Annotated in this window: 18 protein-coding genes and 1 tRNA gene; 14 read left to right on the top strand and 5 right to left on the bottom strand. The window is 59.3% G+C overall.

The features are described from left to right. Nucleotides 1-79 precede the first annotated feature (79 nt). Nucleotides 80-880, top strand: coding sequence for a polysaccharide biosynthesis UDP-hexose transferase UppL (gene uppL, locus AC5I5B_RS04375; protein ID WP_111834154.1), 801 nt, complete (start codon nucleotides 80-82; stop codon nucleotides 878-880). Between the two features lie 154 nt (nucleotides 881-1034). After that, nucleotides 1035-1283, top strand: a complete 249-nt coding sequence (locus tag AC5I5B_RS04370; protein ID WP_060725224.1) for a hypothetical protein — start codon at nucleotides 1035-1037, stop codon at nucleotides 1281-1283. A 24-nt stretch (nucleotides 1284-1307) separates the two neighbouring features. Here the strand turns inward: AC5I5B_RS04370 and uppJ are convergent, their stop codons facing one another. Together uppJ and uppH are read right to left on the bottom strand one after the other, a co-directional pair. Then, a complete protein-coding gene (uppJ, locus tag AC5I5B_RS04365) occupies nucleotides 1308-2252 on the bottom strand; it encodes a polysaccharide biosynthesis UDP-hexose transferase UppJ (RefSeq protein WP_065695276.1) in 945 nt (314 codons plus the stop codon). 8 nt (nucleotides 2253-2260) lie between these two features. Beyond that, a complete protein-coding gene (gene uppH, locus AC5I5B_RS04360; RefSeq protein ID WP_236762497.1) occupies nucleotides 2261-3172 on the bottom strand; it encodes a polysaccharide biosynthesis endo-1,4-beta-xylanase UppH in 912 nt (303 codons plus the stop codon). Nucleotides 3173-3384: 212 nt separating this feature from the next. Here uppH and uppI point away from each other — a divergent pair, with 212 nt between their 5' ends. Then, complete coding sequence (uppI, locus tag AC5I5B_RS04355) at nucleotides 3385-4455, top strand: polysaccharide biosynthesis UDP-hexose transferase UppI (RefSeq protein WP_495752371.1); 1071 nt, start codon at nucleotides 3385-3387, stop codon at nucleotides 4453-4455. Nucleotides 4456-4457: 2 nt separating this feature from the next. Next, nucleotides 4458-5531: a polysaccharide biosynthesis glycosyltransferase UppG gene (uppG, locus tag AC5I5B_RS04350; RefSeq protein ID WP_060725221.1), complete on the top strand. Its 1074-nt coding sequence runs from the start codon at nucleotides 4458-4460 to the stop codon at nucleotides 5529-5531. 48 nt (nucleotides 5532-5579) lie between these two features. Here uppG and AC5I5B_RS04345 read toward each other — a convergent pair whose 3' ends face one another. Beyond that, entirely contained in the window at nucleotides 5580-6650 is a 1071-nt protein-coding gene (locus AC5I5B_RS04345) for a hypothetical protein (protein WP_060725220.1), read from the bottom strand. Between the two features lie 544 nt (nucleotides 6651-7194). Between AC5I5B_RS04345 and uppW the strand changes: the two genes are divergently transcribed. The 9 genes from uppW to AC5I5B_RS04300 all read left to right on the top strand — a co-directional run bounded on the left by uppW (nucleotide 7195) and on the right by AC5I5B_RS04300 (nucleotide 16911). After that, nucleotides 7195-8553, top strand: coding sequence for a Wzy-type polysaccharide biosynthesis protein UppW (gene uppW, locus AC5I5B_RS04340; protein WP_020809376.1), 1359 nt, complete (start codon nucleotides 7195-7197; stop codon nucleotides 8551-8553). Between the two features lie 175 nt (nucleotides 8554-8728). Then, on the top strand, nucleotides 8729-9508 hold the full coding sequence (locus AC5I5B_RS04335; protein WP_111834153.1) for an ABC transporter ATP-binding protein: 780 nt from the start codon (nucleotides 8729-8731) through the stop codon (nucleotides 9506-9508). Between the two features lie 40 nt (nucleotides 9509-9548). Next, nucleotides 9549-10319 (top strand): transporter substrate-binding domain-containing protein, encoded by a 771-nt coding sequence (locus AC5I5B_RS04330; RefSeq protein ID WP_003509438.1) that lies wholly within the window; start codon nucleotides 9549-9551, stop codon nucleotides 10317-10319. Between the two features lie 22 nt (nucleotides 10320-10341). Next, on the top strand, nucleotides 10342-11064 hold the full coding sequence (locus tag AC5I5B_RS04325) for an ABC transporter permease (RefSeq protein ID WP_035213481.1): 723 nt from the start codon (nucleotides 10342-10344) through the stop codon (nucleotides 11062-11064). A gap of 12 nt (nucleotides 11065-11076) precedes the next feature. After that, nucleotides 11077-11766, top strand: a complete 690-nt coding sequence (locus tag AC5I5B_RS04320) for an ABC transporter permease (protein WP_020809379.1) — start codon at nucleotides 11077-11079, stop codon at nucleotides 11764-11766. 20 nt (nucleotides 11767-11786) lie between these two features. Continuing rightward, the gene (locus AC5I5B_RS04315) at nucleotides 11787-12698 is read left to right on the top strand and encodes a homocysteine S-methyltransferase family protein (RefSeq protein WP_111834155.1); all 912 of its coding nucleotides are present in this window, start codon (nucleotides 11787-11789) and stop codon (nucleotides 12696-12698) included. A gap of 140 nt (nucleotides 12699-12838) precedes the next feature. Beyond that, nucleotides 12839-13411: an NADPH-dependent FMN reductase gene (locus AC5I5B_RS04310; protein ID WP_003509456.1), complete on the top strand. Its 573-nt coding sequence runs from the start codon at nucleotides 12839-12841 to the stop codon at nucleotides 13409-13411. Nucleotides 13412-13413: 2 nt separating this feature from the next. Then, nucleotides 13414-14616 (top strand): MFS transporter, encoded by a 1203-nt coding sequence (locus tag AC5I5B_RS04305; protein ID WP_111834152.1) that lies wholly within the window; start codon nucleotides 13414-13416, stop codon nucleotides 14614-14616. A 348-nt stretch (nucleotides 14617-14964) separates the two neighbouring features. Then, nucleotides 14965-16911, top strand: a complete 1947-nt coding sequence (locus AC5I5B_RS04300; RefSeq protein ID WP_060725216.1) for a methyl-accepting chemotaxis protein — start codon at nucleotides 14965-14967, stop codon at nucleotides 16909-16911. A 205-nt stretch (nucleotides 16912-17116) separates the two neighbouring features. Here the strand turns inward: AC5I5B_RS04300 and AC5I5B_RS04295 are convergent, their stop codons facing one another. Both AC5I5B_RS04295 and AC5I5B_RS04290 read right to left on the bottom strand, forming a co-directional pair. Then, nucleotides 17117-17446, bottom strand: a complete 330-nt coding sequence (locus AC5I5B_RS04295; protein ID WP_060725215.1) for a hypothetical protein — start codon at nucleotides 17444-17446, stop codon at nucleotides 17117-17119. A gap of 229 nt (nucleotides 17447-17675) precedes the next feature. Then, nucleotides 17676-17752: transfer RNA gene (locus AC5I5B_RS04290), tRNA-Arg, on the bottom strand. Nucleotides 17753-18273: 521 nt separating this feature from the next. Between AC5I5B_RS04290 and AC5I5B_RS04285 the strand changes: the two genes are divergently transcribed. Beyond that, complete coding sequence (locus AC5I5B_RS04285; protein ID WP_020809385.1) at nucleotides 18274-18780, top strand: MarR family winged helix-turn-helix transcriptional regulator; 507 nt, start codon at nucleotides 18274-18276, stop codon at nucleotides 18778-18780. The last annotated feature ends 36 nt before the right edge of the window (nucleotides 18781-18816 follow it).

The raw sequence follows: 18816 nt of genomic DNA, 5'->3' as shown, positions 1-18816 counted from the left end.
ATACCCTATGCATAAGCGTGAATATAACAATGAAACGATGCCTATATTGGACACCGGACAGATCATGACAGGGAGAGAGATGCCGGATGCGGAGGGGACTGGTCAGGTCTGGCCGGTTATTCCGCTTGCGGCGTTACCCATCACTGACGCGACCATCGATGAAACGGCGCGGGATTTCATCCTGCGTGCGACGACGGCGCGCGCCGCCGGTGCAAGACCGTTTTATTCGACGTCGGCAAACGGCCAGGTCATTGCGCTCTGCCATCACGATCGGGAATTCGACGCCATGCTGCGGCAGGCGGACCAGATCCACGCCGATGGCATGTCGCTGGTGATCTTCTCCCGCAAATTCTGCCCCAGGGCATTGAGGGAACGAGTCGCGACGACTGATCTCGTCCATGCGGTGGCGAAGCGCGCCGAAGAGACGGGCAGCCGGTTTTATTTCCTCGGCGGCTCCGAAGAGGTGAACCGTGCGGCGGTCGAGGAAATGCAGAGACTTTATCCGCGCCTCGTCTTTTCCGGGCGGCGCAACGGCTATTTCAGCCGGGCCGAGGAAGAGGCGATCCTCGCCGATATCGCCGCATCCGGGACAGATATTCTCTGGGTTGGTTTCGGCATACCGCTGGAGCAGCGTTTCGTTTCGCGCAATCTGGACAGGCTTTCCGGCATCGCTGTCATCAAGACCTGCGGCGGCCTTTTCGATTTTCTCGCCGGCAAGAACAGCCGGGCGCCGCAATGGATGCAGGATATGGGGCTGGAATGGCTCTACCGGGCGATGCTTGAGCCGAAGCGTCTTGGAAAACGTTACCTGCTGACCAATCCGATCGCCATATATTCGCTGCTGAAGTACCGCTTCGGGGCGTCGGGGCAAAATCGCTAGAGCATTGCGCCTCTCCCGCCCGATAATTTGAGATTTCTCTAACATATTGAATCGATGCGCTTCGCCGCCGAAACCCGTTGCAACTGCGAACGGGTGCGCTACACTGCACAAATATTATAAATTTATTCGAATCAGAGATATTTCGAGGCCACCAATGGTGATTACGTCCATTTCTCTTTTCATATATGGAATTGGCACCGTTACCTCTCTCGCCATGACCTATATCGAAGGCGCCCGCCGCGATAAGAGCTGGGATTTTTATCGGGTAACCGGCATTGTCCTTTGTTTCTTCTGGCCGGTGCTCGTGCCGCTGCTCGTCCTTGCGACGGCCTTTTCGTCGTTCGGTTTGCAGAAACGGCTTATAAATACAATCTCGCTCGGCAGGGAAAAGACCCTGAGCTAACCACGGCTGGAGTGATTGGAGACTTCAGGTCTTCTTCGCCGGCGCCTTGTAAGGCGTCAGCGTGATGCCGAGGCTTGCCATCACCCGGCCGATGGACATCAGCGGCGGATGGGTGGCGGGCAGCAGTGCGCCGGTTTTCAACCCGGCGGAAACGGCGCGCACCAGCGACAGGCACAGGCTGACGGCGTTTTTGGCGGCAAGCTGCAGTCCGCCTTTCAGGCCGGGGCGGCGGGCGCGGTCGATGCTGTAATTGATGATGCCGGTGCGGAGCGAGCGCTCCATGATCCAGCGCGGCGCCATGCGGCTTTCCGGCACATATTCGATAATGACGGCTTGCGCATTCCAGGCGAATTTAAAACCGGCCTTGCGGCAGCGGGTAAAGAAGTCCATGTCGCCGCCGCCGAGGAAGTTGAACTGCACGTCGAATTCCGGTTTCGGCAGGGTTTCGAACACCCGCCGGGAGATCAGGCAATTGCCCGATCCGTGGATTTGCTCGACCCGGCCGGTCGGCGCTTCGATGGAGCCGAACAGTGGATGCGATAAAACCGCCTTCGAAGCCGGGGCGTCGAATTCGCGGTTGACCGGTCCGCCGACGATATCGACGCCGAAGGACTTTGCAGCCGAAACCATTTCGGCAAGCCATTGGGGGGAGGCGGCCTCGTCGTCATCGATCATCAGCAACCACTCAGCCGAAGGATAAGTCTGCCGGGCGGTACGGAAGGCCGTGTTGATGGCGTAACAATTGCCCTGCGTCGGTTCCACCAGCGCCTGACCGGCCATGCCGCTCTCGGCGAAAAAGGCGCGCGCGACGGCGAGACCCTGCTGGCCTGCGCCATCATTATCGACAACGACGACGGCGAAGGGAAAATCGACCTTCTGGGCTGCGAGCGATGCGAGCGTCTTTTTCAGGCCTTCCGGCCGGCGGAAACTTGGAATGCACACCACCGCTTCCGGCATGATCTCGGACATGGAAACTCCTAAATTCCGGCAAGTGCGGCGGCGGAAAAAACGACGGCCCTGAGGCTCTGGCGCGGGCGGTTGAGGAAGGTATCGGCAAGCGCCGAAAAGGCCTCGCGGTAGCGGCGGGCGCGAAAGGCCTGCGCCACGGTATAGGCATTCATGTGGTTTTCGGACTTGCGGCGAAGCCGTCGCAGTTCCTGCGGGGAGACGGCTGCGATGATGGCGGGATCGGAAAACACGGCTTCGATGGCCGGTTCACAATCCCGGAAGGTCAAAAGCCTGTTCATCATCACGCTCGTCCTGTGCACCCGGTAGTCGAGCACATGGCGGCCGGGCAGATAGGCAAAACGGCCGGCGGCGGCGAGCCTGCACCAGCCGTACCAGTCTTCCGCATAACGCAAGGTCTCGTCGAAACCGCCAAAGTCCTGAAAGATGCGGGTCCTGACCAGCATGATGCCGCCGTTGACGATGAAGTTTCCGCCGAGCAGCGGCTGGAGAATAAAACCGTCAGGCTTTTCCCGGCGGCGAATGAGATTGCGCCGGCCGATCTTGACGCCGTTTTCATCGATGCGCTCGTAATCGCCATAGACGGCGACGACTTCAGGGCCGGAAATGCCGGCGCAAAGCGCTGCGATGGCGCCCGGTTTCAGACGGTCGTCGGCATCGAGAAACATCGTCCATTCGCCGCGCGCCTGCGACAGGCCGAAATTGCGCACGGCGGAAACGCCCTGTCTTCCCTGCGGCCGGGCCAGAAGTTTCACGCGCGGATCGGAAAAACCTTCCACCTTTTGCGCGGTGGTGTCGGTGGAGCCGTCATCGACAACAAGCACTTCGCGGATGGTCTCGCCCTGCAGCAACACGCTTTCGATCGCTTCCACGATGTAACGCTCGCCATTGCGAACGGGAATGACAATCGAAACGGAGACCAAGCTTTTCAACTCCATGAGGGGCGGCCCAAGCATTCTCACAGTGAAGTTACTACCGCATTAAGCGGAGCTCACCAATTATGACGTGGTATAGCGTCGGTTAACCTTGCAAATCTTTAATATCCTTTTGGCATGATTGGAATGTTATGTTTTGAGAATGAAAGCGCGGTGCGTCCTTCCGGACGCCGATGCGCCGGGGTTGCGGAGGCGGGTTGATGCGGATCGGGCGGCGGAATTTTCTGGGTGGTGCGGCAAGCGCTGGCCTGCTGCATGCCGTGGCCGGCCCGGCCTTTGCCGCGCAGAAGAAAGCCACGATCAAAACCGCCCCCTATGGCGCGGCCGTCTACCTGCCTGACCTCACCGCCGATAGCCGCATCGGCGAGGCGGTGGTGAAATATTGCTCGCGCATCACCCCCGTCACCGAAATGAAATGGGAGGTTCTGCGGCCTTCGGCTGAAGCGTTCGATTTCACCGCTGCGGATGCAATCGCCAACTTCGCGCGTCAGCACAAGCTTTCCATGCATGGCCATCCGCTGATCTGGTATGCCTCCAACGCGCCCTGGCTTGCGAGCATCGGCGGCGGCATGAAGGTCGAAAAGCTGATGGAGACCCATATCGTTACCGTGATGGAGCGATACAAGGACGTGATCCACAGCTGGGACGTGGTCAACGAACCGATCCCCGACGTGCCGGGCAATGTGCGTGCGCGGCGTGATGCCTGGTATTATGGCGCGGGGCCTGATGCCATCAAGAAGGCTTTCGAGATCGCCCATGCGGTCGATCCGAAGGCGCAGCTCGTGCTCAACGAATATGACGTCGAATTTGCCGTCGAGAAATCGCCGGCCAAACGCGCCGCTTTCCGCAATCTCATCCTCGAACTGCTCGAAAAGGGCGCGCCGATCAACGCGATCGGCCTCCAGGGGCATTTGCGCGGCGGCTGGCCGATCGCCAAGGACGAGCTTGCCGCCTTCACGACGGAAATGCGCAGTTACGGTCTTGCCGTTCTGGTGACGGAACTTGACGTGATGGACCAGACGCTGCCGGCGCCGGAGGCCGAGCGCGACATGCTGATCACCGGCCAGGTCCGCGAGTTTCTGGAAGCAGCTTCTGCAGGCGGCCCGCTTTCCTCCATCACCACATGGGGCATTTCGGATCAATATAGCTGGATCCGCTGGGCCTATCCGCGTCGCGACGGCACCGCCAACCGGCCGCTGCCGCTCGACTGGAGTTTCAACGAAAAACCCATGATGGCCGTCATCAATGAATTCCGGAACCGTGGTGCATGACTATGAATGCTGAAATGCCGCTTCCTCCCGTGCAAAAGGCGCTGCAAATCAACCTCCATCCCTTCGATGCTCCGCATGCGGCCCTGACCCTGCCGCATCAGCTCAGGGTCTGGGGCGGACAGGTGGATCGCATTCTCCTGACCGTCGATACGGGCCAGGTGGGGGCAGGCCGCTACAAGGGCAACGGTTTTGATGCGGCGCGCCAGCGTCTCTTCGACATGCTGGAGGAAATGCAGACCAACTATCCGCATCTGCATGTGGATATCGTCGATTACAGCGATGCGGCGCGCAGCGCGGTGACGCAGACCTTCTTTTCCCGCTCACCCATTCCCTATCCCGCCAAGGCTTTCGACGGCGGGCCTTTCCATGTCTATTTCCATGGTATCAAACGCGCCAATGCCCGTTATGTGCTGCATATGGACAGCGACATGATGTTCGGCGGCGGCAGCCAGAGCTGGTTCGCCGAGGCGATCGCGCTGCAGAAGGCCAATCCGGATGCGCTGTGCATCACGCCCTTTTCGGGGCCGCCGACGGTGCGCGGCGATCTCGATATTTCCCGCCATGTCGGCATGCCCGGCGTGAAGAACATCCCTGAGCCGCGCAAGTTGCCGTCACGCATTCCCACCTGGCGTTTCGCCACGGTGTCCACCCGCCTTTTCTTGATCGACATGGATCGTTTTGCGAAGCGGATCGGTTCGCTGGAGTTGCTGCGGCCCGATGTCAAACGGCGCATCCGCTCCTATGCCTATAACCAGCAGCCGGTCTCCATGCCCGCCGAGGAAGTGCTGAGCACCAACATGATGCGCAGCGGCGTCCACCGGCTCGATTTTCTCGGCACGGGCAAGGGCATGTATTCGCTGCATCCGCCCTATCGCTCGCCGGAATTTTATGCGGCACTCGCGTCCATCGTCGAGCGCATCGAAAAGGGCGATATTCCCGAGGGACAGCTCGGCGATTTCGATATCAACGGGTCGATGGTGGACTGGACCAGCGCGCTGGCTGCCAAGACGCGCTCCAAACGTTATGCGAAAGCGCTGCGCCATCTCATCTCGGCCAACGTCGGGCGGTTCAGCTAGGCTTGAGGGTGCCCAGTCGGCGCTCCGTCCCGTTGCCGGGTGGAGGCCTCAGTAGTCTGTTATGAGCTTGCTCCAGCTTTCCGAGCACAGCCCGCCAATATAGATATCGCCGGCCAGCGCCTTTTCCCTCAGCTCGTCATCCCGGGTCGCCATGCAGAAATAACCGTCATGGCGGAAGCTCATGTGGTTCTGGCGGTAAAGCGCGTTGATGAGAAACGGCTGCGACATGCCGGTGACATGGGCATAGTTCTCGTCATCGAAATGGCGGAACAGGGTGTTGAGCACATCGTTTTCGCAGCCGGCATCGCAGACGAGATTGAGCACATAGGCCGTTCGTCCCCGCTGGCCGAAAAACAGCGCAGCACCCATGGCATGGCCTTCGGCATTCTCGATCATCACGCCCTTCAGTTCACCGAGGCTTTCATTGGCCCTGCTCATCTCTATCAGCCAGTGGAATTCCTCGTGAGACCATTCCGGGCGAATGGAAAAACGCTCGATCATCGTGAGCGCCCTGCGGCGGAAGGTTTCGTAGTCAACGGTTTTTACCGTGGCGCCGGCCGCCTCCTGCGGTCTCAGACCCTTTTTCCAGCGTCTGAGGATTCCATCCACGAAACCGAGCGTGGTCAGGGCAAGTGTGGTTTTGGCCAGTTTGGAACGGCGCGGCATGCGCAGGGCAATGGTGCAGAAGGGCTTGAGCGCCTTGTGCCATTGCAGGCTTTCAATCGGCAACATGTTGCCCCCGGTCGCCACCCAGTGATCGGCGCTAACGGGTGAAGCCGTGTCCGAGAACAGCATGTCGTGTTTGGATGCCCGCATGCCCCGAGACAGGCGCGCCGCGCCGAGCGCACCCTGTTTCCCATCAGATGCGAAGGCGCAGAGCAGCCTTGCGGTAATGGTTTTCCCGTTCGCGACGAAACGCATGGGCACGGCGAGGATGACGCTTGTGACCCTGTTCTCCCCGGCGTCGTAGACAACGCTGCCGTTCTCCGGGCTGAAGGCGGGACTGCCGAAAAACAGTTTCTCGATATAGGAGCGGAAATTGAAGTTCCGTTCTTGCCCGTTCTTCTTGAAAGCGCTGTTGAGCACGGCCTCGACTGCGGGAACGTCGTCCCTGCGCATGGGGCGAACACCGGAGACACCTGGCTGAACCGGGCGTTGTGGCGACTGCCCACTATCGCCATCGCCCATATTGGTGTGTATCGGAACGTCCACCCTCGGCCTCCAGCTTTCGCGCATTGATGAAATCAACCATAGGAAGCGTATATTTGAATGTATTAATATAGATATAAAACCGGCAATCCACTAGGTCCGGAAATGTTCGTATTAAGATAAAATGTTATTATATCAGCTTGTTACTTTACTGGCCCTGCCTCATTTGAGGTTAACAAAATATACTTAGTTAAGCAACCGAAGGATGAAATATGGACCAATTTTCGCGGACGCTTTTTTGGGTTTTGAAGTTTAACTTTTGGAAATGACTGTCTCGTCCTTTGCCTCCCGCTTTCGGTTTCCTGAGAAAAAAGCGGACGATCGCGGTGCTATTTGCCCGTGCATCACGGATAACTAAAAAATAGGATTTGCGGGGGATATTCGTATTATCGAATATGAGAAGCACGAGTTTTAATGCGGGTGGCTTCAGGAAAGAGGGAGAGAAAAACCCCTTATGGATGCAGCGCATGAAGAACAGCGGCGGGGCTATTGGCGGGACGCGTTGTTTTACGTGACTTTCCTGTATTTCACGGTCGGCTTTTCGCCCTATATCTCGCTCTCATCGACCTATCAGGGCTCCGCCATGGCGGCCGGGTCCAACCTGCTCAACCAGTTGACGGCGATCATCCTGTTTTTCAGTTTCCTGGCCTTCATGGCGAAGGAGCGGTCGTTTTCCATCCTCTTCATGCCGCGCCTGCTGATGGCGGCGATTTTCGGCTGGTTTGTCCTGACTTCGGTGGCGGGCGAAGCGCCGCTGTTTTCGCTCAGGCGGCTTGTCATGTGCGCCATTATCTGTGTGCTTGCCGGCGGTTTCCTGCAATTGCCGCGCACGGAGCGGCATTTCACGACGCTGCTCGCCACATGCGCGCTGATCATATTGTTCCTGTGCTATTTCGGAATCACCGTGTTGCCCTCGCGCTCGATCCACCAGGCAAGCGATGCGCTGGAACCGCTTCTGGCGGGAGACTGGCGCGGGGTTTTCCGCCACAAGAACGAGGCCGCCTCGGTCATGGCGGTGTTGATCATCGTCGGCATTTATCTCAGCAAGCGCTGGTCTTTCATCGGCGGGCTGTCGGTGCTGTTGCTGTCGCTGGTCTTTCTGGTCAAGTCCGGCGGCAAGACCGCGCTTGGGCTGATGCCGATCATCATTGCGACAGGCTGGTTCATCCTGCGCTGGCCTCGCTGGCGCTACCCGGTCGTAACCCTGTTTCTGGCGGTCTTCGCGCTGGTGACCGTCGGTACCACCGTCGATCCTGTCTTTTCGCAGATGCTGACGAAGCTGGGGCTTGATGCCAGCTTTACCGGCAGAAGGGATATCTGGACCGTCGCCATCGACTATATCAGGCAAAGCCCGCTCCTCGGATATGGCTATCAGGCCTTTTGGCGCAGCGACGCCCTGATGTCGAGTTTTACCGAGAACAATACCTGGGCGACGACCGCGCCGGATTCGCACAATGGTTATTTCGACCTTCTGCTGGCCGGCGGCGTGCCGGGTCTGATGCTGGTGATGGTGTGGATCTATCTCCTGCCGCTGCAGTATCTCGGCAAAATGAATGACGCCACGCGCAACAGTCCGCTGACGCGGCTTTATGTCGGTGTATGGCTTTACGTGCTGCTCTACGGCTTTCTGGAAACGCTGTTTTTCCTCAGCACCGGGTTCGTCTGGTTCTTCCTCATCGTGGCGGTGATGGGCCTGCATCTGCAGGCCAATGCCAGCCTCGTGGAGGACGAGGCGGAGGGGGAACCGGACAGAACTGGGGCGGCCCCGATACCCCAACGGCGGCAGGTTTCCCCGGTTGTTCGTTCCAGGTGATATTTTGAAATGATTTTTCGTTGCGAATATGTAAAAGAGCCGATTGTTGCGCGCGTCTGCAGCTATTTTCGCTAAACATGCGCGGCTCAAGTCTTTGTTATTGTGCAAGTCGCATCGCAACCCCCGGGGGGTATCGACGCGGCGGCACTAAAAAACGGATCGGCTAGGTCAATCGATGGCAGATACAGGCGCCTGCGCGCTCGAAGCGGATGACATCCACAAGAGCTTCGGCACGCATGAAGTTTTGAAGGGCGTTTCGTTGCAGGCCCATAAGGGCGATGTCATCTCGATCATCGGGTCTTCCGGTTCCGGCAAAAGCACCTTTCTGCGCTGCATGAATTTTCTCGAAACGCCGGATCGCGGCCGTGTCATCATCAATGGCGAGGAAATCGCCACAAAAACCGGCCGCGACGGCAAGGCCGTGCCGAAAAGCTGGCGGCAGGTGGAAAAATTGCGCACCGGTCTCGGCATGGTGTTCCAGAATTTCAATCTCTGGGCCCATCGCACCGTTCTGGAAAACGTCATCGAGGCGCCCGTTCATGTTCTCGGCGTCAAGCGGCAGGAGGCGGTTGAAAAGGCCGAAGCCCTGCTGAACAAGGTCGGGCTCTACGACAAGAAAAACGCCTATCCGGCATTCCTGTCCGGCGGACAGCAGCAGCGCGCCGCCATTGCGCGTGCTCTCTGCATGGAACCGGCGGTGATGCTGTTCGACGAACCCACCTCGGCGCTTGATCCGGAACTGGTGGGAGAGGTTCTGAAGGTCATCCGCGATCTGGCCGAGGAAGGCCGCACCATGTTGCTCGTCACCCACGAGATGCGCTTTGCGCGCGATGTGTCCTCCCAGGTCGTGTTTCTGCATCAGGGCCGGGTGGAGGAGGTGGGGCCGCCGGCGCAGGTGTTCGGCAACCCCACGAGCGCCCGCTGCCGGGAATTCACCGGCGCGCTGGCCAATTGACCCTTTTGCCTGACAGTCCGTTTTAACAGGAGAGACTTGAATGAAATTCTTCGCCACGCTGCTTGCCGGAACGGCATTTGCGTTTTCCGCCTTCACCGCCAGCGCCGATGTGCGCTTCGGCATCATGAACGAGGCCTATCCGCCCTTCTTCGCCAAGGACGCCAGCGGCAAGTGGCAGGGCTGGGAAATCGACCTCATGGACGCCGTCTGCGCCGAAATGAAGGAAAAATGCTCGATCGTGGAACTGTCCTGGGATGGTCTCATCCCGGCGCTGCAGACGAAGAAATTCGACGTCATCTGGTCCTCCATGTCGAACACGGAAGAGCGTCAGAAGATCATCGATTTCACCGATAAATATTACAACACGCCGAGCAAGCTGATCGGCGCCAAGGGCGAAAAGGCGGGTGCGACGGCCGAGGACGTCAAGGGCAAGACCATCGGCATTCAGGTGGCCACGATCCAGTCTGAATATTACAAGAAGTACTTCGCCGGTGTCGCCGATGAGAAGACCTACCAGACGCTGGACGAGGCGTTTCAGGATCTCGCGGCTGGCCGTATCGACTATGTCTTCGGCGATTCCATCGTCCTCGACGCTTTCGTGAAGAGCGATGCGGGCAAGGATTGCTGCGCCGACATGGGCGATGTCGCCGACGACAAGGAAATCCTCGGTCTCGGCGTTTCGGGTGGCCTGCGCAAGGAAGACACCGAACTCAAGGCCAAGCTGAATGCGGCAATCGCCGCCGTACGCGCCAGCGGCAAATATGACGAGATCAGCAAGAAGTACTTCAGCTTCAATATTTACGGGCAGTAATTCGATCTGATCGGTCACGCATATGGCAAGCCTTGAAACCACGTTGCAACTTCTGTCTCCCTATCCTCCGGGATGGGGCGGCACCCTGTTGAAGGGTGCGGCGTCGACGCTTGCCATTTCCGCCGGCGCCTATCTGATCGGCCTTGCCATCGGCATGGCGGGGGCGCTCGGCAAGCTTTCGGGCAACAGGCCGCTTGGCCTGCTGCTCAGCCTCTACACCACCGCGATCCGCGCAGTTCCCGAGCTGATCCTCATCGTCGGGCTTTATTATGCCGGTACTGACGGTCTCAACCGGCTGCTGCTGCTGGCTGGTATGCCGCCGCTGGAGGTCAACGGTTTCGTTGCCGCCGTTGCGGTTCTGGGCTTCGTGCAGGGCGCCTATATGACCGAGGTGCTGCGCGGTGCGATCCTTGCCATTCCGAGCGGGCAGATCGAGGCGGCGCGCGCCTTCGGCATGTCACCCGCCCTACGGTTCCGCCGGGTGGTCTTGCCGGCGCTTTTGCCCAACGCCTTGCCGGGGCTTGGCAATCTCTGGCTTGCGGTGACCAAGGACAGCGCCTTGGTGGCGGTCGTCGGTTATCAGGAACTGGCGCTCGCGACGCGGCTGGCCGGGGCCAGCACCAAGCAATATTTCCTGTTCTTCCTTGCCGCCGCCCTGCTTTACCTTGCCATCACGCTTGTTTCGAACCTCGTTTTTTCGCTGGTCGAACGCCGCGTGCGGCGCGGCCAGCCGGCCCTGGCCTGAGGAGGGGACGGCATGGATTTTTCATGGGTCGCGAAATATTGGCCGCTTCTTCTTTCGGGTGCATGGCAGACGGTGGCGCTGCTTGTCATCTCCGTCAGCATCGGGTTTCTTCTGGCCATCGGGCTCGCCTTCGCACAGGTGAGCGGCGGGCGGACGACGAAAATCCTGGCGCGGGCTTATTGCACCTTCTTCCGGGGCACGCCGCTGCTCATCCAGCTCTGGCTGCTTTATTACGGCGTCGGCTCGCTTCTGCCGATGATCCCCGGCATCAGGCAAAGCTTCATGTGGCCGGTGCTGCGTGAAGGATTCTTCTTCGCGGCCGTCAGCTTCACGCTGAATTATGCGGCTTATGAGGCGGAAGTTCTGCGCGGCGCGCTGCTGGCCGTGCCGAAAGGCGAGCTGGAGGCGGGCAGGGCTTTCGGCATGGGCCGCTTCACCCTCATTCGCCGCATCTGGCTGCCGCGCGCCATCCGCATCGCGCTGCCGACCATTGCCGGCGAGGTGGTGATGCAGCTGAAGGCGACGCCGCTTGCTTTCACCGTGACTGTCATGGATCTCTACGCCGTCGCCTACAAGGTGCGGCAGGACACGCTGCTCGTCTATGAGCCGCTGATCGTCGTCACCGTCTTTTATCTCATTCTCACCGCCATCATCGCCCGCTGTTTCGGCCTTATCGAACAGCAGGTGCCCGTCCGGCGATAAATATTCAGGGAGTTATGACCATGAGCACAATCCGTATCCTCGACGGCGGCATGAGCCGCGAATTGCAGCGGCTCGGCGCCGTGCTGAAACAGCCGGAATGGTCTGCGCTGGCGCTTATCGACGCGCCTGAGATCGTGCGGCAGGTGCACCAGGAATTCATCGAAGCCGGCGCCGATGTCGTCACCACCAATTCCTATGCGCTGGTGCCCTTCCACATCGGCGAAGAGCGTTTCCAGAAGGACGGCGCATCGCTGATCGCCCTTTCGGGTAAGCTGGCGCGCGAAGCGGTGGATGCCTCCGGCCGCAAGGTGCTGGTGGCGGGTTCGCTGCCGCCGATCTTCGGTTCCTATGAGCCGCAGAATTTCGATGCGGGCCGGGTGCAGGCCTATCTGAAGGTGCTGGTCGATAATCTCGCGCCTCATGTCGACGTCTGGCTCGGCGAGACGCTCAGCCTGATCGCCGAGGGCGAGGCGGTGCGTGAAGCCGTTGCCGCGACTGGCAAACCGTTCTGGATTTCCTTCACGCTCAATGATGATGCGGCTGCGACCGGCGGCGAGCCTGCGCTTCGCTCCGGTGAAACGGTCAAGGCGGCCGCCGAATGGGCGGCGCAATCGGGCGCGGCCGCCCTTCTGTTCAATTGCAGCAAGCCGGAAGTCATGAAAGCCGCGGTTGAGACGGCCGCCGCCGTCTTCGCGGAAAAGGGTGTGTCACTGGAAATCGGCGTTTATGCCAATGCCTTTGAAGGCGAGCAGGGTGATTCCGCCGCCAATGAAGGGCTGCATGACACGCGCGCCGATCTGACAGACGATGTTTATTCCCGTTTTGCCTGCTCCTGGGCGGATGCGGGCGCGACCATGATCGGCGGCTGCTGCGGCATTGGTGCGGCGCATATCCACAAGGTTGCCACAGCGTTGCGGCGCGCGGCGGCCTGAAGCCCGGCGTCGCTTTTCAACGCCACCATCATAAATCAAAGCGGCAGTTTCAAAACCTGCCGCTTTTTTTGTACGCGGCTATTGACCTCAACTATAGTTGAGGAATTATCAGGACATGGAACACTGTTGAAGGACGTTCCATGAGCGATGATACACTTTCCATACGGATCATATTTGGCAGCGCCCGCAACCCGCGCTTCTGCGATGTTGTCGGCCAATGGCTGCTTGACCAGCTGAGGGCTCTGCCGGGACTGGAGCTGGCGGTCATCGACCCGCGCGAACTCGATCTGCCGCAGGACCACGCGCCCGAGCGCGCCTCGGTGCGGCAGCTTCGGCAAAGCCTCGATGGCGCCGATGCCTTCATCGTCGTCACCCCGGAATATAACCGCAGTTACCCCGGCGCGCTGAAGGTGCTGATCGATTCCGCCTATGACGAATGGGGCGCCAAGCCGGTGGCCTTCGTGTCCTATGGCGGGATTTCCGGCGGCCTGCGCGCCACCGAGCAGCTTCGCCCCGTCTTTGCGGAACTGCATGCGGTAACGATCCGCGATGTCGTCAGCTTCGCCAATCCCTGGGATCGTGTCGATGCCGCCGGCCAGCTCGATGCCGGCGCGGCGGCGGCAGGCGCGCTGGAGACGATGATGAACAAGCTTGGCTGGTGGGCGCGGGCGCTGAAACAGGCGCGGTCCGCAACACCTTACAAGGGGGCGTGAGAATGACCGAAAAATCCTTCGCGTTGAAAGTGACGCTCCTGTTCGTCGCCACGCTCACCATCATGGCCGGAACCACGGTCGCACCTTCGCTGCCGGCCATCGAGCAGACTTTCCTGTCGACGCCGCATGTGGATATCATGAGCCGCATGGTGCTGACATTGCCCTCGGTCTTCGTGGCTTTCTGCGCGCCCATTGCCGGTGTGCTGGCGGATCGCTTCGGCCGCAAGCGGCTGCTGCTCGGCGCGATCCTGCTTTACAGCCTTTCCGGCATGTCCGGCCTTTTTGCCGATAGCCTTGTCGGCCTGCTCGTCGGGCGCGCTTTTCTGGGGTTGGCGATCGGCGCCATCATGACGATCGGCACGGCGCTGGTGGGCGATTATTTCGAAGGCCCGGCGCGGGAGCGTTATCTCGGCCTGCAACAGGCCTTCACCCAGATCGGCGGCGTGGTTTTTGTGGTGGCGGGCGGTTTGCTGGCGGATCTGCACTGGCGTGCGCCCTTCGCGGTCTATGCCGTCGCCTTGTTCATTCTGCCGGCGGCCCTGTTCTTTCTGTCGGAACCGGTGAGGAGCGACAGCCGTATAAAAGCCGGCGGCGAACAGGACTTTGCGGTCAACTGGCTACTGGTGGGTGTGCTGGCGCTGGCGGTGTTTCTCGTCAATGCCCTGTTTTACACCATTCCCTCGCAATTGCCGTTCTTCCTGCGGGAGCTCGGAGTGTTTTCCGGCAGCATTGCGGGATACGCCATCGGCATTTTCAATCTGGCCGGGGCGCTGGCGGCGCTCAATTTCGGGCGATTGCGGGCAAGGGTCAGCGTGACCGCCATCATTGCCGCCGGGCTGGTGTCGATGGCGACGGGTTTTGCGCTGCTTGCCATGGCCGAAGGGCTGGTTGCCATGCTGTCATCGCTTGCGGTGGTGGGGTTTGGCCTTGGCGTGGTGATGCCGGGCATCATGTCCACCACCATCATGCTGGCGCCGCTCAGACTGCGCGGGCGTATCGCCGGCATCGTCACCGCTTCGATGTTTCTCGGGCATTTCATCTCGCCGCTGGCAAGCCAGCCATGGATTGCCCGGGTCGGTTTTGCAGGCGCCTATCGCGACATAGCATTGATATTCGCCGCCATGGCCGGGCTTGCCCTTGTCGCCCTGATCTTCCAGCGACGGAGCGACGCACGAAGATCGCGTTCTTTTGCCTCTAGCCGCTGACACCGGTGGTCGTGAAGGAATTATAAAGTTTTTGACTATAATCATTTTTCTGGAAAACAAACGGAAGGTGCACCGGCTGAAGAACCGGTTGATTTCATTCCCTTCCTCGAAATTCGGCGTGGCGTTTCCGCTTTGCTTGCGGAGCCGCCATGCCATCTAGGGCGGCGCGGCCTGTCCGTATTTGAAGGGACAGGCGGCTTTCCCGGCGCATGCATGAAGCAGATGCGTTGAGAGCCGATGATACGGCTAGCGGAGCTTCGATGATCGAGGCGCTTGACGTGCAATGTCAGTCTCGCCGAACACCTCCGGCACGGGGAAGGAGCGGTTTTTCAATGACCTGAGGTTCCCGTGTCTTTTCTTCAAAACGCCAGTATCCGCATCAAAATCCTGTCGCTCATTCTCCCGCTCTGCATTGTCGGCCTTGGCGCCACAGCCTTCATGTCCATGCACTACAAGCGGACGGACACGGCCTATTCGTATTTTATTGCCAACGACAACGCCGCTCTGGTGGAGCTTTCGCGGGCAAACCGCAACCTGCAGGCCATGGCTTATGGCGCCTATCAGGTCATGGCTTACGACACCAACATTCCTGACTTCAAGATCGTCAAGCACGAATACGAGACAGACAAGGTGGCTTTGATATCGCGCCTCAACCATGTCAAAACCATTTTTCCGGAGGAAGCTGCGGGGCTGGACAAGCTGTTGGGCCAGGCTCAGGGCATAATCACCTCGACCGACAAAGCCGTGGAATTCGGTTCGACCGATCGCAACAAGGAATCTGCCGCTGAACTTATGAAGGCCGACGCTTTGATCCGCTCGACCGGGAATGAAATCTCTGCCCTTCTGGACAAGCTTGCCAAGGGTGTTGTCAAGGGAAGCGACGATCTGACCGACAAGACCAATTCGACCATCTTCACTTCCCTGGTGGTTGTCGGCATTGCTTTTGCGATCGGCATCATTCTGGCGCTGTTCGTGGCGTCTCGTGGTATCACAACGCCGATTGCCCGTCTGCGCGAGCGCATGGTGTCGCTTGCCGGCGGTGAAACGGCCTCGGAGATTGACGGCACGGCGCGCCGGGATGAAGTGGGCCAGATGGCGAAAGCCGTTCAGGTGTTCCGCGAAAACGCCGTCGAGCGCATTCGTCTCGAGCAGGAAACCGAAGCCAATCGCAGCCTCTCGGAGAAAGACCGGATCGAGCGGGAGCAGCAGAAGGCAACGGAGGCGGCCGATGTCAAATTCGCCGTCGACAATCTCGCAGCCGGCCTCTCGAAGCTTTCGGAAGGCGATGTTTCCTATCGCATCGGCCAGCCTTTTACCGCGACGCTGGATGGCGTTCGCAACGATTTCAACACGTCCGCCGAAAAGCTGCAGGCGGCATTGACCAAGGTGGCGCAGAACGCCAGCGGCATCGGTGCGGGCGCGGACGAGATCAAGTCTGCCGCCGACGATCTGGCCAAGCGCACCGAGCAGCAGGCCGCAGCCGTGGAGGAAACAGCCGCTGCGCTTGAAGAAATCACCACGACGGTCAGGGATTCCACCAAACGCGCGCAGGAGGCGGGCCAGATCGTCAGCCGCGCCAAGGCGGGCGCCGAACAATCCGGCCAGGTGGTGCGCCGCGCCGTGGTCGCCATGGAGCAGATCGCCAAATCGGCCAATGAGATCAGCAACATCATCGGCGTGATCGACGAGATCGCCTTCCAGACCAACCTGCTTGCGCTGAATGCCGGTGTGGAAGCCGCCCGTGCGGGCGAGGCCGGCAAGGGCTTTGCCGTGGTGGCGCAGGAGGTGCGTGAGCTTGCCCAGCGCTCCGCCAACGCGGCGAAGGAGATCAAGGCCCTGATCACCACATCGAACGACCAGGTGCAGCAGGGCGTGCAGCTGGTCGGTGACACCGGAAAGGCGCTGGAGACCATCGTTTCTGAAGTGCAGGAAATCAACCGGCACGTCGTCTCCATCGTGGAGGCTGCGCAGGAACAATCCTCCGGCCTGCAGCAGATCAATACGGCCGTGAACCAGATGGACCAGGACACGCAGAAGAACGCGGCGATGGTGGAAGAAACCAATGCCGCGAGCCACAGCCTGGCCAAGGAAGTGGCGTCGCTCAACCAGCTGCTCTCCCAGTTCAGGCTCGCCGATGGCGCTTATCAGCAAAAAAGCCAGCCTGCTCCGGTTCGCAGCGCCGCCGGCAACGACAAATATGTGGCATCCCCCGTCCGCGCGCTGGGTCGCAAGATCGCCTCGGCGTTTTCGGGCAACGCCGCTGTCGATACAAAGGGCGACTGGCAGGAGTTCTGATCGCTATTTCAGGGCGCTTCCATGGTCCTGGCGCCGGGTTGTGTATGACTGGGGTTGGCGGGCCTGATATCGCCCGCCCGCCTGAGAACGAAAAATGCCGCACGGGCCTGATCTCCCGCGCGGCATTTTTTGAGCGCTGCATGTCGGAATTATTTACTTTTCCGCAGACCGCCGTTCCTATCCGAAAGATTTGCCGGATCGGAAATTATCTGGCCTGCATGGCGCGAATAAAGGCTGGGCTTCCGCTATCCAAATCGTTGTATGTAATTCGCTTGCTTGCGATGGCGTCGATTAATCGCGTGCAGAAGATCATGTCGACGTTGCTGTTCGGGCTGACATTCATGGCTTCAGCCACGGCAATCTTGGAACTCTTGGACTTTTTCTTGGTTGTTTCATAGCAATTTTGAACCGCCCTGCGTTTGACGGCGGGACTTCCTCCTATGACTTCCTGATCCCTTTCGAAACTGGGGTTCGTCTGGCACCCTGAAAGGATGAGAACTGATACGGATACAGCAATAATTGCCTTGATTTTCATGGATTAACTTTCCCTTTTACCCCGCCAGATGGCTCATGCTGGAGCAACCCAACCAGACCCGTCGATCAGGAGTATTGTAGCCATATTGCGGCAAATACATCCGGGTGATTACAGGAATATGTTCACAGAACCCGCGCCGAAGGGGTTAGTCGCTTTGGAAGACAGGCATAAAGCTCTATGCAGCCTTCTAAGTGGAGGATTGCCATAAACGATGTCAGGGTAAGATAAATGGCGCACCCGACAGGATTCGAACCTGTGACCTTTGGAATCGGAATCCAACACTCTATCCAGCTGAGCTACGGGTGCAGCAGTCACGCTTGAATCGCGTGCAGCGGTTGGTTCATACCTCAGCTTTGTTTCCGCATCAACGTCTAAAAATCAAAGATTTGCGAAAGTTAGCCTGTTTTCGGGCGGGGCCGGGCGTGAGGGCGTGTTGTGAGGTCATCGCACGCTTTTCCGTGGCGGCGGGGCGTTACGTCGTTTGACGTATTGTGTTTTTACCGGAATAGATTTTCCCTTATAAGTAGTATGTTATCGCCGAGCCAGACCGTTGTCCTGCCCTATTATCGAAGTGGCGGCCGGATTGCTGCAATGCCTTTCAAACACGGCGCGGGAGTCGATTTTAGCCCCTCAAAATTGGTGGGTAAATAGTCATACTTTTTCTGTTTTGCCAACCGCGATCCGGAGTCCGTGGTTGCTTCGCCGGCGATTAACTGTCAAATTATTATACAATATTAGTATCATCTACATTTATTTGGGATACAGTTTCGCAACGTTGTCGGTTATGATTTCGGCAAGGTAAAGGAACGAATCAGGCGGGGGATCGGATGGCTTTGCGATTGGCACACAGCAACGGGCCGCGGACGGAAAAGGCCGAAAGCGGCAGCGCGGAAGCGGCGCACCTCACGGCGATCGACTATGGGTTGCTGACGACTGCGATCAGCTATCACTTGCGGCACTCGCAACTTGCCGTGGCAAATGGCTTTGCCGATGTGCTGGCCGAGCAGGGATTGCGGCCCGCCGATTTTTCCGTGCTCGTCATCGTCGGCGGTAATCCGGGCCTCAAACAGAGCGATGTGGCTGAAGCGCTCGGCATACAGCGGGCCAATTTCGTCGCGATCGTCGACAGCATGGAAGAGAAGGGGCTGCTTGTCCGCCGCAAATCGGAAGAGGACAGGCGCGTTCATTTCCTCGACATGACGGAGGAAGGCAGCAGCCTTCTCGACCGGCTTTCCAATACCTGGCGGGACCGTGAGGAAAAGCTCATCGACCGGATCGGCGGCAAGAAGGCGCGCGATCAGCTTCTGGCTCTGCTCGGACGCCTGCGCGACTGACCGTCGAAGAGAGCCTTGGGCAGTCCGGGTGCTGGG

The sequence above is a fragment of the Agrobacterium sp. genome, assembly GCF_059499945.1.
The sequence above is the reverse complement of the archived record's forward strand: the minus strand, read 5'-3'. Positions and strand labels throughout refer to the sequence as shown.